Genomic DNA, 14,363 nt, shown 5'->3' on the forward strand with positions numbered 1-14,363 from the left:
AAGGGTAAAGTAAGTAAACTTTTAGGATTCGAAGGATTACAAAGAATTGATATTAATGAGGCCTTCGCAGGAGATATTGTTGCAGTTTCAGGTTTTGATGATGTAAATATTGGAGAAACGATTGCTTGTCCTGATTCTCCTCATCCACTTCCTTTAATTAAAGTTGACGAACCTACACTAAACATGACATTTGTTGTGAATGATTCTCCATTTGCGGGTAAAGAAGGGAAATTCGTTACGAGCAGACAATTAAAAAATAGATTAGAGAGGGAATTATTAACTAATGTAGCCCTAAGAGTTGAAGAAACCGATTCTCCAGATAGATTTTCTGTCTCTGGGAGAGGTGAGCTTCATTTAGGGATTTTAATTGAAACAATGAGAAGAGAAGGTTTTGAATTCCAAATCTCGCAACCACAAGTTATTTTTAGAGAAATTGATGATGTTCAATGCGAACCCATAGAAACATTAGTCTTAGATGTTCCAGAAGTAGCGGTTGGCTCTTGTATTGAAAAACTGGGATCAAGAAAAGCTGAGATGAAAAACATGCAGACAAGTTCAGATGGAAGAACCCAGTTAGAATTTCTTGTACCATCAAGAGGACTTATAGGCTTTCGTGGTGAATTTGTTCGAATAACTAGAGGTGAAGGAATTATGAGTCACTCTTTTTATGAATATAAACCTAAAGCTGGAGATTTTGAAACGAGAAGAAATGGTGTACTTATTTCTTTTGAAGAGGGTGTCGCTACTTTCTATGCTTTAAAAAATGCGGAAGATAGAGGTGTTTATTTTATCAAACCAGGAGTGAAAGTTTATAAAGGTATGATTATTGGCGAGAATAATAGGTCACAAGATTTAGAGTTAAATATCTGTAAAACAAAGCAATTGACTAATATGAGATCTGCTGGAGCAGAAGAGTTAGATACTTTACAATCTCCTGTTGATATTACACTCGAGCGAGCTCTTGAATATATAGGTCCTGATGAAATGTTAGAGGTGACGCCTGATTCTATAAGAATGAGGAAATTAAATAAGAAGAAGGCAATGAAAAAATAAAATATTATGAGAGAAGAAGATATTAAAAGTTTTGAGGATGCTTTTTTTGATGCTTTAAATCTCTTTAATAATCAAAAATGGTATGAAGCTCATGATGCCTTTGAGGACATATGGAATACTCTTGAAGGAGATGAGAGACAAATAATACAAGGAATACTTCAAGTATCTGTCTCTCAATTTCATTTAAGTAAAGGGAATCTAAATGGAGCAACTATATTATTGGGAGAAGGCTTAGGTAGGATAAAAAACAGAACTAATATTGATTTAGGAATAGATCTAGTATCTTTTTGCAAATGTCTTGATGAATTATTAAGAAAACTTCAATATAAAGAGGAATTAACTAAAAATGATAAACCTTACCTACTGATAAAAGAGCAAAATGAATTTTGAAATAAAAAACGTATTTCTGACTATCGAAGGTAAATCCATAGTTAATGATGTGTCTATAAAGGTTTTCCCAGGCGAAATTGTAGGTTTAATGGGACCAAATGGTGCAGGTAAAACATCTACTTTTAATCTTGCGGTTGGCAATTTAAAACCTGATAAGGGAGATATATTAATGAATAGCAAATCTATAAAAAATTTACCTTTGCCTAGTAGAGCAAAACTTGGTTTAGGATATTTAACTCAAGAAGCAAGTATCTTTAGAGATCTAACAGTTAAAGAAAATATTGACTTAGCATTAGATAATTCATTTTCTAGTAGAGCAATAGTAAGAAATAAGAGAGAAAAAATAATAAATGAATTTAATCTGAATAAAGTTGTTGATAATTATGGTTATCAATTATCAGGAGGGGAGAGAAGACGTTGTGAAATAGCAAGAGCTCTATCAGTTGGTAGACAAGGACCTAAATATTTACTTTTGGATGAACCTTTTGCAGGGATCGACCCATTAGCTGTAAATGATTTAAAAAAACTTATTATTAAACTTAGTGATAATGGAATGGGAATTCTTATAACAGATCATAATGTAAGAGAGACTTTATTAATTACAAGTAAATCTTATGTTTTAAGTGAAGGAAAGATACTTGCGCATGGATCATCTGATGAACTTGCAAATAATCAAATAGTGAAAAAGTTTTATTTGGGGGATGATTTTCAGCTTTAAGTACTTAATTAAGAAATAAATTTAAATTAAAATAATTGATAAAATCATGAATTTTTTATATTTTTTATTATTTTATAATTAAGTAAACTTATACAGTTTTATATTTTACTAATGATATTTGATGGTTTTATCAAAAATTTTATTTACGATCCAGTATCTTTTATAGGCATTTTAATTTTTTATTTTTTATTAATTAATTTGCCTATTTCTCTAATAGCGTTATTTAATAAAAAATCCTCTTCTTATGTGCGACTAATTACAATCTTAATTAATCTCTTTATAGCTTTACAGCTTATCTCAAGATGGATAATCTCTGGACATTTCCCAATAAGTAATTTATATGAATCTCTTTATTTCTTAGTTTGGGGTATAACTTTAGGTCAATTATTAGTTGAGAAAGAATACTCGACTCCGATAATCCCGGCAATAGCAATACCTATTGAACTTTTAACTATAGCTTTTGCTTGCTTTGTTTTGCCTGAAGATTTAAAGCTATCATCTAATCTTGTCCCAGCATTAAGATCAAGTTGGTTAGTTATGCATGTAAGCGTAGTCATGCTAAGTTATGCCGCCCTTATCATTGGCTCTTTACTATCAGCTTCTGTACTCTTTATCAATAATAGTCAACCTCTTCAACTTAGAAGTAGTTCTATAGGTGTAGGCGGTTTCAAAATATCTGATTCATACTCGACCAACAATGTCATTGAGCCTATAAATTTTTCTCATTCTGAGGAATTAGATACTCTTAGTTATCGATCTATATTAGTAGGATTTGTTCTTCTCACTCTTGGCTTAATTACTGGAGCTATCTGGGCTAATGAAGCTTGGGGAACTTGGTGGAGTTGGGATCCTAAGGAGACTTGGGCTTTCATTTCTTGGTTATTTTATGCTGCCTATTTGCATATGAGAATAAGTAGGGGTTGGCAAGGTAGAAGACCAGCATTACTTGCTACTTCTGGCTTTTTTGTCGTACTAATATGTTACATCGGAGTAAATTTCTTAGGTGTAGGTTTGCACAGTTATGGTTGGATATTTGGAATATTTAATTTGTTTTAAATTCCAGTTATTAAGGCTCTGAAATTATCTTTCCATTTTGCGCATCTAGAGCAACTGACCTTAATTCATCACAACCCTCTTTTAATGTTGGATAAGCAAACATCCCACTTCCTGCAATAAAACAATTCGCACCAGCTTCTGCACATTGCGAAATGGTCCAATTTGCTTTTATTCCGCCATCAACTTCAATATCTACATTTAAATTCTTTTCAATTACGAAGTGTCTAATTTTTCTTATTTTATTTAACATTGTTGGTATGTAAGCTTGCCCACCAAATCCTGGATTAACGGTCATTACTAAGACATGATCAACCATATCCATAATGTTTTCAATCATTTCAAATGGCGTATGAGGATTTAATGCAACCGATGGTGATCCTCCAAGATCTCTTATCTTGCCAAGAACTCTATGAAGGTGAACATTAGCTTCAGCATGAGCTATGACAACTCCAGGCTCTCCATTAGGACCTCTAGTGGCTTTTACATATGCCTCAAGCATGGTTTCACAATTATATTGGCTTACCATTAATTGAGTCTCAAAAGGAACTTCGCAATATTTTCTACATGCAGCAATCATTTCAGGACCAAATGTAAGATTTGGTACAAAATTTCCATCCATGACATCAAATTGAATACGGTCAACACCTGCTTCTTCAAGATCTTTAACGCATGCACCCATATTTGCCCAGTCTGCTGGTAGTACGGAAGGAATTATTTGAATTGGTCGATTAACACCTACTGAATTTTTAGAGTTAGTTTCTGGCATTTTATTTTTAAAATATTTAATAAAGATACTATATTTGGTTGCTTATTCCTAATTTCAAGTCACGGCCTGATAAAGTAACACCTGCAAAGAGTTAAAATAAGCTAATTAGCAAATTAATTCTTATAAAAAAGGCATTTTTTATGAGAATATGTTTTAAACCTCTTAGAAAATCTTTTAAAATTTAATTGTGAATCAAACTTTAATTCAAGAAATTCTCGAAGTAGTCGAGCAAGCCGCAATCGCATCAGCGAAACTTACAGGTTTAGGTCAGAAAGACGAAGCTGATGCAGCTGCTGTTGAAGCAATGAGGTTGCGTATGGGCAAAATTGAGATGAAAGGAAAAATTGTAATAGGTGAAGGTGAACGTGACGAAGCACCAATGTTATATATCGGGGAAGAGGTAGGTAGTGGAAACGGTCCAGGGGTTGACTTTGCTGTAGACCCTTGTGAAGGAACTAATCTATGTGCTAACAACCAAAGAGGATCCATGGCAGTATTAGCTGCTTCGGACACTGGGGGGCTTTTCAATGCACCTGATTTTTATATGAATAAATTAGCAGCTCCTCCAGCGGCAAAAGGAAAGGTAGATATTAGGAAATCAGCTACTGAGAATTTAAAGATTTTAAGTAATTGCTTAGATCTAGCGATTGATGAACTTACTGTAGTAGTTATGGACAGAGCAAGACATAAAGGTTTGATCAAGGAGATTCGAGAATGTGGAGCAAAAATTCAACCAATTTCTGATGGAGACGTTCAAGCTGCAATTGCTTGCGGATTTGCAGGTACAGGGACTCATTGCTTAATGGGTATTGGAGCAGCTCCAGAAGGTGTTATTTCTGCCGCTGCCATGAGAGCTCTTGGTGGACATTTTCAAGGACAGTTAGTTTATGACCCTGCAATTGCGCAGACCTCTGAATGGGCCAACTATACAAAAGAAGGGAATATCAAACGTTTAAATGAAATGGGAATTACTGATATTGACAAAATCTATGAGGCCAACGAACTTGCATCAGGAGAAAATGTGATCTTTGCAGGAAGTGGAATTACTGATGGATTATTATTTGATGGAGTCAAATTTGAAAAAGACTGCACTAGAACCAGTAGCCTTGTAATAAGTACATTAGATAGTACTTGTAGATTTACAAATACAATACACATGAAAGATGGTGCTAAAAGTATTAGCCTTTAATATTTCAATTTAATTTTATGCATATTGTTGTCGTCGGACTAAGTCATCGCACGGCACCTGTCGAAGTGCGCGAGAAGTTAAGTATTCCTGATCAATCGATTTCAGAATCATTAAAAACTCTGAGTATCAATTCTGATATTTTAGAAGTTTCTATTTTAAGTACTTGTAATAGGTTAGAAATATACGCTCTTGTTAAAGAGATAAATATTGGTATTTCAACTATTAAAGAATTTTTAACAGATTACTCGAGCGTAAATTTTGAAGACCTAAATCCTCATCTTTTTGACTTTAGACAAGAGGAAGCTGTTTTACATTTAATGAAAGTCTCAGCTGGATTAGATAGCTTAGTTTTGGGCGAAGGGCAAATACTCTCGCAAGTTAAAAAAATGATGAGATTAGGTCAGGAGAATCAATCTACTGGGCCAATTCTTAATAGGTTATTAAGTCAATCAGTTAGTGCCGGGAAAAAAGTTAGATCTGAAACAAATTTAGGAACTGGTGCTGTTTCAATTAGTTCAGCTGCTGTAGAACTGGCTCAATTAAAAATTGGACAGGATCATGGTGTTGATGGGCTCGTTAGTTTGAAATCAGAAAAAGTTCTAGTTGTTGGAGCTGGAAGGATGAGTAGACTTTTAATAACTCATTTGAAATCTAAAGGATGCCATAAGCTTACTCTTTTAAATAGAAATATTGATAGAGCAGTTAATCTTGCAGGAGATTTCCCAGACCTTGAAATAAATTGCAAGAGTTTAAATGAATTGGATGAAAATATATCTTTAGCCTCTCTTGTCTTTACAAGTACTGCCTCTGAAAAACCTTTTATTGATTTAGCAAGAGTTGAAAATATTAGTTTAAATAACAAACTTAAATTTATTGATATAGGTGTTCCAAGAAATATATCAAATGATGTTAAGCATCATGCTTCTATAGAGTCTTTTGATGTTGATGACTTGGAGGAAGTTGTTTCTAGAAATCAAGAATTTAGACAAAAAATAGCAAAAGAGGCTGAATCTTTAGTTAAAGATGAAAGAATCATTTTTTTGGAGTGGTGGGCTAGTTTGGAAGCAGTTCCAGTTATAAATAAATTAAGATCTGATTTGGAATTAATAAGAAAAGAAGAGTTACAAAAGGCACTTAGTAGAATGGGACCTGATTTTTCTGCTCGAGAAAGGAAAGTTGTAGAGGCTTTAACTAAAGGGATTATTAATAAGATTCTTCACACACCAGTCACTAAATTGAGAAGTCCTCAGTCAAGAGATGAAAGACAAGCATCATTAAAAATTGTTGAAAAATTGTTTTCTTTGGTAGATGATGAACAAAATTTTTAAAAATAACTGACTTTATATTAAGTTTTTCATTAGATTTTTCTAAATACCTTTGTAAAGTGGCCATTCCCATTTTTAAATTTGCACATAATCAGTTAATTTTAATAGTTGAGTATACCTCCATTAAATTGAATGAAGCGTGTGTTGGCAATCATCCTCGGAGGAGGAAAAGGTTCTAGGCTTTATCCCTTAACAAAAATGAGGGCTAAACCTGCGGTTCCTTTAGCAGGTAAATATCGTTTGATTGATATCCCAATTAGTAATTGTATTAATTCTGGGATTAATAAAATGTACGTTTTAACTCAGTTTAATAGTGCTTCTCTTAACAGACATATTGGGAGAACCTACAATTTAAGTGCTCCTTTTGGGCAAGGATTTGTGGAAGTACTAGCTGCTCAGCAGACTCCTGATAGTCCAAAGTGGTTTGAAGGTACTGCTGATGCAGTAAGAAAGTATCAATGGTTATTCCAAGAGTGGGATGTGGATGAATATTTAATATTATCTGGTGATCAGCTTTATAGGATGGACTATAGTTTATTTGTCCAACACCATAGAGATAATAAAGCTGATTTAACAGTAGCTGCTTTACCTGTTGATGAATCTCAGGCTGAAGGTTTTGGCCTTATGAGAACAGATGATTTGGGTAATATTAAAGAATTTAGTGAAAAGCCAACCGGTGAGAAATTAAAATCAATGGCGGTTGATACCTCTAAGTTCGGATTAACTAAGGAATCAGCACAAGAGAAACCGTATCTTGCCTCGATGGGAATTTATGTTTTCAGTAGAAAGACACTTTTCGATCTCTTAAATAAGTTCCCTAGTTATACAGATTTTGGTAAAGATATAATTCCTGAGGCATTAAGTAGAGGCGATACATTAAAGAGTTATGTTTTTGATGATTACTGGGAAGATATAGGAACTATAGGAGCATTTTTCGAATCAAACTTAGCACTAACACAACAACCAAAACCTCCGTTTAGTTTTTATGATGAAAAATTTCCTATATATACTAGGCCTAGATATCTTCCTCCATCAAAACTTGTAGATGCTCAAATTACTGATTCAATAGTTTGTGAAGGAACTATTTTGAAATCTTGTAGCATCTTGCATTGTGTTTTAGGTGTGAGAAGTAGAATTGAAAGCGATTCTGTTATTGAAGATACTCTTGTAATGGGATCTGATTTTTTTGAATCGCTAGAAGAGAGGATTGAATTAAGAAAAGGTGGTGGTACTCCTCTTGGAGTAGGGGAAGGTTCAACTATAAAAAGGGCAATTCTTGATAAGAATGCAAGAATTGGGGATAACGTGGTGATAGTAAATAAGGATAGAGTAGAAGAAGCAGATAAACCAGACCTTGGATTTTATATAAGAAATGGAATCGTTGTTGTAGTTAAAAATGCAACTATTGCTAACGGAACAATTATTTAATTTAGTTTTTCGATCATTTTTCGCTGACATAAGTAATGTTTTTTAAGCAATTTCTCTAAGTTGCATGCAATATATATTTATTGCGTTTTTTATTTTTTATGTCCAAGGCACATTTTGGTTTAATCGGTCTTGGAGTTATGGGGGAGAATTTAGTTCTTAATGCAGAAAGGAACGGATTTTCTAGTGTAGTTTTTAATAGAACCTATTCAAAAACTCAAGAATTCTTAGAAGGTAGAGGTTTAGGAAAGAATGTAGAAGGAGCTAAAACACTTCAAGAATTTGTGAATAAACTTGAGAGACCAAGAAGAATTTTAATGATGGTTAAAGCCGGGGCAGCTACAGATGCTGTTATTGATAATATTTCTGAATATCTTGAAGAAGGTGATTTATTAATTGATGGAGGTAATTCTCAGTTTAAAGATACTGAAAGAAGAGTTGCGACTCTTGAAAGTAAAAGCTTTGGATATATAGGAATGGGTGTCTCTGGAGGGGCTAAAGGAGCCTTGGAGGGGCCAAGCATGATGCCTGGTGGAACTAAAGCCTCTTATGACGCTATAGAAAGTTTATTGACTAAAATGGCTGCGAAAGTAGAAGACGGTCCTTGTGTAGCTTATGTTGGACCCGGTGGTTCAGGCCACTTCGTTAAAACTGTTCATAATGGTATTGAATATGGCATTGAGCAAATTCTTGCAGAAGCATATGACCTTATGAAAAGAGTCAAAAATATGAATGGATCACAAATGGCTGAGGTTTTTGGTCTTTGGAATAATACTGATGAATTGGCATCTTATCTTGTAGAAATAACGCAGATATGTTTAAACACCAAAGATGAACTAACAGGCGAAGATGTTGTGGAAAAAATATTGGATAAAGCTGGCCAAAAAGGTACTGGATTGTGGACTGTTGTTAGTGCCTTAGAACTGGGCATATCAGTTCCCACTATTTATGCATCATTAAATGCAAGGGTTATGAGTTCTCTTAAGGTTCAACGTAGTGAAATCGAGAAAACAATTCCGATGGAAGCTATTGAAGATTTTGATTTAGGAGAAATCTCTAATGGTATGAAACCTTTGTTTGATGCAGTCGTTCTTGCTACTATTGCTAGTTACGCTCAAGGGATGGATATATTAAGTGAAGCTTCATCAGTTTATAATTATGAGCTAAATATGCCATCTATTGCTCAAATATGGAAAGGTGGTTGCATTATTAGATCAAAATTATTAAAAAAGATTCAAGATGCATATCAAAAAGATCCAAATTTGAAGAATCTAATTTTTGATGATTGGTTCAACAACGAAATTTCTACAAGAATTGATAATTTAGCAAGTGTCGTTTCTTCTTCAACTAAGGCTGGTATTCCAGTGCCTTGTTTATCAAGCACTTTAGATTATTTAAATAGTTACAGAACAAACAGACTCCCTCAGAATTTAGTTCAAGCCATGAGAGATTGTTTTGGCTCACATACTTACGAAAGAGTTGATAAGGAAGGAAGTTTTCATACTGAATGGATGAAATGATTGAACAATCTTATGGTGGATACAAACTTTACATATATAAAGATAAACTTGAACTCTCATCTAATGTCTCTAATTTTATAGAAAATCAAATTGTTCAAAAGTTAAAAATTAAAGACAGATTTCAATTTTGTGTAAGTGGTGGTTCAACTCCTAAATCTGTATATCAATTACTTTCAGAAAGAGATATTGAATGGGAGAAGGTTGATATTTTTTTAGGTGATGAGAGGTGTGTTGATCCAAAATCTGAATTAAGTAACTCTCTGATGATAAAAAATTCCTTGCTAACTAAATATGGTTCTAAAGCCTTCTTTTATGAGATTTTTAGTGATAAAAAAGTTGACGATAATATCTCTAAAAATTTATTAATTTCTAAATTAAATGAAAAATGTAATGGTAAACCTCCATCTTTTGATTTAACTTTATTAGGCCTTGGAGATGATGGTCATACCGCTTCATTATTTCCATATCAGAAAGATAATAATGCTGATGATTTAGTGATTTTTAATGAGGGTAAGGGGCTTAAAAGAATTTCTCTAACACCTAAAGTACTCTCTGCTTCTTCAAATATAATATTTTTAGTTAGTGGTGCTTCTAAACAATTAGCACTCCAGAGGTTATTGGATAAAGATGAATCTCAAGAAAGGACTCCCTCTAAACTAATTAAATCAAGTAACCAGATATCAATATTTTGCGATGAAGAATCTTCAAAAGAATTATCAATTTAGTTAAAGTCTATATTAGATCTAAACTAATTAATGAGTAATAAAAAAGTTTTATTCCAGAAAAAAGAGTTTGAAGGATGGAAAACCTTAAACGATACGGTTATGGGTGGTTCAAGTTCAGCTTATTGCGAAAATACAAATTCTGGGTTGCTATTAAAGGGAAATATCATAGAGAAAGCTGGTGGCTTTGTTAGTTGCAGATCATCGATATATAAACCTTCATTAGATATTAACGAGTATCAATCTTTTGAATTAAAAATAGATGGTCAAGGAAGAACCTTTAAATTTGCAGTCGCATGCGAAGATGACATCCTTGGCCTGACAGAATTTATTCCTGGTGGTCTGAGATGGATAAAATCTTTTCCTACTAAAAAATTTGGAACAACTAAGATAGAAATTCCTTTTAATTCTCTTAATCCATCAGTAAGAGCTAATAAGGTCCGTTTCCCTTTCAAATTCAAACCATCAAAAATTAAGAGATTACAACTGCTGCATTCAAAATTTGGAGATGATGGTCTACTTAATGATGGATTCAAATCGGGTCCAATAAAAATCTTAATAAAATCAATCAGTGTTCTTTGAAGATTTTGATAATAAATTTAATACTTTAATTGCTAAGTCTGCAGATTTAACAAATAAACCTTTTCTGCACTCAGTAGTAAATATTAATGGCGAATATGAAAGAGATAATGAGGATATTGATTTAACTGTAAATATTTTATGTAGAGATAATGAAGGGAAAAGATTAGATATCTATGATCTTGAGTTGGAACTTTTTAGATCAAATAGTGAATTAGTTTTAGTTATTTCAAAGCTGAACTTTCCTGATGAACCTATTTTATGGAGTGGTGTAAAAACAATATGGATGAATAGTAATGATGGCAAAAAATGCTCTCCACCAAAATATAGTTCAAGATTGGAGAACCTTGCTACGAGGATAAAAAATCTTATTACCTAGAAAAGGCTATTTGGATATTATTCTTCCAAATCTGTAACGGCTCCTAGGCTTGAGGTGCTAACAATTCTTGCATATTTAGAAAGAACTCCTTTTTTATATTTTTTACTAGGCTTTTCCCAGTTAATTCTTCTTATTTCTAATTCCTCATCAGATAGTTCAACTTCGATTAATTGGTTTGTCGCATCAACAGTTATTAAATCCCCTTCTTTTATTAACGCTATATTTCCTCCAACTGCTGCCTCTGGCGCAATATGACCAACAACTAGGCCATAGGTGCCTCCACTAAATCTACCATCAGTTATTAGAGCTACTTTTTCTCCCAGGCCTTGCCCAACAATTGCCGATGTTGGTGCCAACATTTCTCTCATCCCTGGTCCGCCCACAGGACCTTCATTTCTTATGACAACAACATTACCAGCTTTAATATCATTATTCAAAATTGATTTGAGACAATCCTCCTCACTCTCAAAAATGCGAGCAGGTCCTTTTAATACAGGATTCTTTATTCCACTAATTTTGGCTACACAACCTTCCGAGGCTAAGTTACCTTTTAGAATCGCTAAGTGACCTTTTTTATAAAGCGGATTATCAATATCTCGAATGACATCCTGATTCTCTGGAGGTTTATCTGGAATATCTTTTAAGGATTCAACTATTGTTTTACCCTCTATGTTTCTACAATTACCATGTATTAAACCTGCGTTTAGAAGTATTTTCATAACTTGTGGGATTCCACCTGCTTTATGAAGATCGACTGTTACGTATTTACCGCTGGGTTTTAAGTCGCAAATTACAGGTACTTTTTGTCTTATTCTTTCGAAATCATCAATATTGATATCTATGCCTGCTGTATTTGCTATTGCTAATATATGGAGAACGGCATTAGTTGAACCTCCAATTGCCATAATGACAGATATTGCATTCTCAAATGATTCTTTAGTCATGAGAGTTAAAGGTCTAATGTCTTTTCTAATTGCATCAACTAATATTTCAGCACTTTTTTCAGCGCTAACTTCCTTCTCGTAATCTTCAGCTGCCATTGTTGAACTATACGGAAGACTTAAACCCAAGACTTCTATAACGGCAGACATAGTGTTAGCTGTAAACATTCCGCCACAACTTCCAGCTCCTGGGATACAATTTTTTTCAACTTCAATTAATCTCTTTTCATTTATTTTCCCAGAAGTTAATTGCCCAACAGCTTCAAATGCACTGACAACTGTAAGATCCTCACCATTTAATTTGCCAGGTTTTATTGTCCCTCCATAAATAAATATGGATGGGATATTCATTCTTGCAATTGCAATCATTGCTCCTGGCATATTTTTATCACAACCTCCAATAGCTAAAACCCCATCCATACTTTGCGCATTGCATGCTGTTTCGATTGAATCAGCTATAACCTCTCTTGAAACTAGGGAATATTTCATCCCCTCTGTTCCCATAGAGATTCCATCACTTACGGTGATGGTTCCGAACATCTGAGGCATTCCCCCTGCTTCTCTTATTGACTCTTCAGCTTTTAGGGCTAACTTGTTTAACCCCATATTGCATGGTGTGATAGTACTAAATCCGTTAGCAACTCCAATAATGGGTTTAGTAAAATCTTCATCACTAAAACCAACAGCTCTTAACATTGATCTGTTGGGAGATCTTTGGACACCTTGAGTTATTGCAGATGATCTTAATTTATTCATATGATTTGAGAACCTTTTTTATTTTATTGTCCTAACTCCTCAAGTTGCCTCCTTACATCAGCAATTGCAGAATTAAGCTCTTCAACTTTCTGCTCTAATTTATCCCCTTCAACGTCTTTAATGTTTTCGTTAGTGTCAATAGCCTCTGAACCATCTTGAATTCTAGATGAATACATCATTGCTTTTTGTTTCTTTTCTTCTTTTCTTTTATCTGCTTCGGAAATTAACCACCATGCCAAACCTGCTGCTCCGATAAAAGCCCCACTTATTAAAGATAAAAAATTATTTGAAGACGAATCTCTATATTCAGACATTGGTAATTAATTTCTATTTACATTATATCTTAGTTCTTATCTGAAAATATAGTACTCAAACGCAATAAAGGGTTTCCAATTCCGGGCTTCAACAAATTTGAATTTTCGTCTTCTTCATCAATACAAGATGTATATATAACTTGTTGAGGAAATATCTTTGCAACTTCATTTAGACCTTTATTGCTGCAAATGGATGATATTAATAAAATCCTATTAGATTCAACCCCTAATCTTTTTAAGTTAATAAGAGTTTCGATTGGATTTGATTTCATCTTTATTTGATCTGAATAAACCATAACACCTACATTTTCTTCGATCTTTGTTGGTAATTCTCCTAACAAAAGAGTTGAATTGGGGATCACTTCTTTTGCTCCGTACCATAGGGATAATCCTTCAGGCATTATCGCTATTACTTTTATTGGGTAATCATTATTTATAAACACACCTTCTGCCTCTCCATGATCTGTTTTTATCGACTCTTTTTTATATGGAAGCCAATCTCTTAAAGCTTCATAAGTAAGCCATTTTCCTAATTGTTCATAGCCAGTTGAATATAAAATATTAGGAGTATTTTTCTCTCTTAAAATTGAAAGCCAATGTTTTATTAATGGATGAGGAGGAACAATAACCTTTAGTGACATTGCCATATATTTTCCTTTAAGATGGTAATACAAACTTTAAAACCCTAGATCTAAAATACATTTTTATTATGATTAAATCAATTAATTTTCCTTCCCTCAAGAATGCTTTAATAACTATATTGTTTATTGGAATCCTATTTTTTAATTTTGTAAACTCTGCTTGGGCTAAACGACCCCCAGAAATAAGAAACCAGCAAGACCTTGATCTAGAGGAAGATATGCATGGTCAAGATCTTAGTGGGAATGAATTTGTAAAGTTCAATTTAAATGGATTTGATTTTAGTCAAAGTAACTTGGAGGGCGCAGTTTTTAATAATAGTAAATTGCAAAACGCAACTATGACTGGAGCTAACCTTAGTGACGCTTTAGCATATGCAACAGATTTTACAGACGCAGATCTTTCAGATGTGAATTTCACAAATGCTTTATTAATGGAAAGTAATTTTGAAGGAGCTAAGATTGATGGCGCAGATTTTACTAATGCAGTTCTTAGCCGTATACAACAAAAAGAATTATGTGAAATAGCAAATGGTACTAATAGTTCGACAGGAGAAAGTACAGAATATAGTCTTGGTTGTTAGAAAATATA

General features: G+C 33.6%; 15 protein-coding genes and 1 pseudogene. 12 read left to right on the forward strand and 4 right to left on the reverse strand.

Annotation, left to right across the window (positions count from 1 at the left end; translation table 11 throughout):
- The 4 genes and pseudogenes from ACTF45_RS07300 to ccsB form a co-directional block, all read left to right on the forward strand.
- Positions 1-1,053: pseudogene (locus ACTF45_RS07300) on the forward strand (translational GTPase TypA); the annotation flags it as partial.
- Positions 1,054-1,059: 6 nt separating this feature from the next.
- Positions 1,060-1,443, forward strand: coding sequence for a DUF309 domain-containing protein (locus tag ACTF45_RS07305; RefSeq protein WP_288346781.1), 384 nt, complete (start codon positions 1,060-1,062; stop codon positions 1,441-1,443).
- On the forward strand, positions 1,433-2,161 hold the full coding sequence (gene lptB, locus ACTF45_RS07310) for an LPS export ABC transporter ATP-binding protein (protein WP_288346779.1): 729 nt from the start codon (positions 1,433-1,435) through the stop codon (positions 2,159-2,161). Before ACTF45_RS07305 ends, lptB begins: the two co-directional genes overlap by 11 nt.
- A gap of 111 nt (positions 2,162-2,272) precedes the next feature.
- On the forward strand, positions 2,273-3,217 hold the full coding sequence (ccsB, locus tag ACTF45_RS07315) for a c-type cytochrome biogenesis protein CcsB (protein WP_288346777.1): 945 nt from the start codon (positions 2,273-2,275) through the stop codon (positions 3,215-3,217).
- Positions 3,218-3,227: 10 nt separating this feature from the next.
- Here ccsB and rpe read toward each other — a convergent pair whose 3' ends face one another.
- Entirely contained in the window at positions 3,228-3,983 is a 756-nt protein-coding gene (rpe, locus tag ACTF45_RS07320) for a ribulose-phosphate 3-epimerase (RefSeq protein WP_288346775.1), read from the reverse strand.
- 187 nt (positions 3,984-4,170) lie between these two features.
- Between rpe and glpX the strand changes: the two genes are divergently transcribed.
- From glpX to ACTF45_RS07355, 7 genes are all read left to right on the forward strand, one after another.
- Positions 4,171-5,172: a class II fructose-bisphosphatase gene (glpX, locus tag ACTF45_RS07325; protein ID WP_438949668.1), complete on the forward strand. Its 1,002-nt coding sequence runs from the start codon at positions 4,171-4,173 to the stop codon at positions 5,170-5,172.
- Between the two features lie 17 nt (positions 5,173-5,189).
- A complete protein-coding gene (locus tag ACTF45_RS07330; protein WP_288346772.1) occupies positions 5,190-6,500 on the forward strand; it encodes a glutamyl-tRNA reductase in 1,311 nt (436 codons plus the stop codon).
- 129 nt (positions 6,501-6,629) lie between these two features.
- Complete coding sequence (locus ACTF45_RS07335) at positions 6,630-7,925, forward strand: glucose-1-phosphate adenylyltransferase (protein WP_438949669.1); 1,296 nt, start codon at positions 6,630-6,632, stop codon at positions 7,923-7,925.
- Between the two features lie 98 nt (positions 7,926-8,023).
- The gene (gndA, locus tag ACTF45_RS07340; protein WP_288346768.1) at positions 8,024-9,442 is read left to right on the forward strand and encodes an NADP-dependent phosphogluconate dehydrogenase; all 1,419 of its coding nucleotides are present in this window, start codon (positions 8,024-8,026) and stop codon (positions 9,440-9,442) included.
- Complete coding sequence (pgl, locus tag ACTF45_RS07345) at positions 9,430-10,167, forward strand: 6-phosphogluconolactonase (RefSeq protein WP_288346766.1); 738 nt, start codon at positions 9,430-9,432, stop codon at positions 10,165-10,167. The genes gndA and pgl overlap by 13 nt, the downstream gene beginning before the upstream one ends.
- 30 nt (positions 10,168-10,197) lie before the next feature.
- A complete protein-coding gene (locus ACTF45_RS07350; protein WP_288346764.1) occupies positions 10,198-10,746 on the forward strand; it encodes a CIA30 family protein in 549 nt (182 codons plus the stop codon).
- Complete coding sequence (locus ACTF45_RS07355; RefSeq protein ID WP_288346762.1) at positions 10,736-11,122, forward strand: coat-like protein; 387 nt, start codon at positions 10,736-10,738, stop codon at positions 11,120-11,122. Before ACTF45_RS07350 ends, ACTF45_RS07355 begins: the two co-directional genes overlap by 11 nt.
- A gap of 17 nt (positions 11,123-11,139) precedes the next feature.
- Here ACTF45_RS07355 and ilvD read toward each other — a convergent pair whose 3' ends face one another.
- The 3 genes from ilvD to ACTF45_RS07370 are packed head-to-tail and all read right to left on the reverse strand — an operon-like array spanning position 11,140 to position 13,780.
- A complete protein-coding gene (gene ilvD / locus ACTF45_RS07360; protein WP_288346760.1) occupies positions 11,140-12,819 on the reverse strand; it encodes a dihydroxy-acid dehydratase in 1,680 nt (559 codons plus the stop codon).
- Positions 12,820-12,842: 23 nt separating this feature from the next.
- On the reverse strand, positions 12,843-13,133 hold the full coding sequence (locus ACTF45_RS07365) for a membrane protein (protein WP_011132409.1): 291 nt from the start codon (positions 13,131-13,133) through the stop codon (positions 12,843-12,845).
- Between the two features lie 29 nt (positions 13,134-13,162).
- The gene (locus ACTF45_RS07370; protein WP_288346757.1) at positions 13,163-13,780 is read right to left on the reverse strand and encodes a uracil phosphoribosyltransferase; all 618 of its coding nucleotides are present in this window, start codon (positions 13,778-13,780) and stop codon (positions 13,163-13,165) included.
- 62 nt (positions 13,781-13,842) lie between these two features.
- Between ACTF45_RS07370 and ACTF45_RS07375 the strand changes: the two genes are divergently transcribed.
- The gene (locus tag ACTF45_RS07375; protein ID WP_288346755.1) at positions 13,843-14,355 is read left to right on the forward strand and encodes a pentapeptide repeat-containing protein; all 513 of its coding nucleotides are present in this window, start codon (positions 13,843-13,845) and stop codon (positions 14,353-14,355) included.
- Positions 14,356-14,363 lie beyond the last annotated feature (8 nt).

It is taken from the genome of Prochlorococcus sp. (assembly GCF_965655815.1).
GTDB lineage: Bacteria > Cyanobacteriota > Cyanobacteriia > PCC-6307 > Cyanobiaceae > Prochlorococcus_A > Prochlorococcus_A pastoris.

Coding starts and splice junctions, on each gene's coding strand:
- ACTF45_RS07305 (WP_288346781.1), top strand. CDS start 1,060: ATGAGAGAAGAAGATATTAAAAGTTTTGAGGATGCTTTTTTTGATGCT.
- lptB (WP_288346779.1), top strand. CDS start 1,433: ATGAATTTTGAAATAAAAAACGTATTTCTGACTATCGAAGGTAAATCC.
- ccsB (WP_288346777.1), top strand. CDS start 2,273: ATGATATTTGATGGTTTTATCAAAAATTTTATTTACGATCCAGTATCT.
- rpe (WP_288346775.1), bottom strand. CDS start 3,983: ATGCCAGAAACTAACTCTAAAAATTCAGTAGGTGTTAATCGACCAATT.
- ACTF45_RS07330 (WP_288346772.1), top strand. CDS start 5,190: ATGCATATTGTTGTCGTCGGACTAAGTCATCGCACGGCACCTGTCGAA.
- ACTF45_RS07335 (WP_438949669.1), top strand. CDS start 6,630: ATGAAGCGTGTGTTGGCAATCATCCTCGGAGGAGGAAAAGGTTCTAGG.
- gndA (WP_288346768.1), top strand. CDS start 8,024: ATGTCCAAGGCACATTTTGGTTTAATCGGTCTTGGAGTTATGGGGGAG.
- pgl (WP_288346766.1), top strand. CDS start 9,430: ATGGATGAAATGATTGAACAATCTTATGGTGGATACAAACTTTACATA.
- ACTF45_RS07350 (WP_288346764.1), top strand. CDS start 10,198: ATGAGTAATAAAAAAGTTTTATTCCAGAAAAAAGAGTTTGAAGGATGG.
- ilvD (WP_288346760.1), bottom strand. CDS start 12,819: ATGAATAAATTAAGATCATCTGCAATAACTCAAGGTGTCCAAAGATCT.
- ACTF45_RS07365 (WP_011132409.1), bottom strand. CDS start 13,133: ATGTCTGAATATAGAGATTCGTCTTCAAATAATTTTTTATCTTTAATA.
- ACTF45_RS07370 (WP_288346757.1), bottom strand. CDS start 13,780: ATGGCAATGTCACTAAAGGTTATTGTTCCTCCTCATCCATTAATAAAA.
- ACTF45_RS07375 (WP_288346755.1), top strand. CDS start 13,843: ATGATTAAATCAATTAATTTTCCTTCCCTCAAGAATGCTTTAATAACT.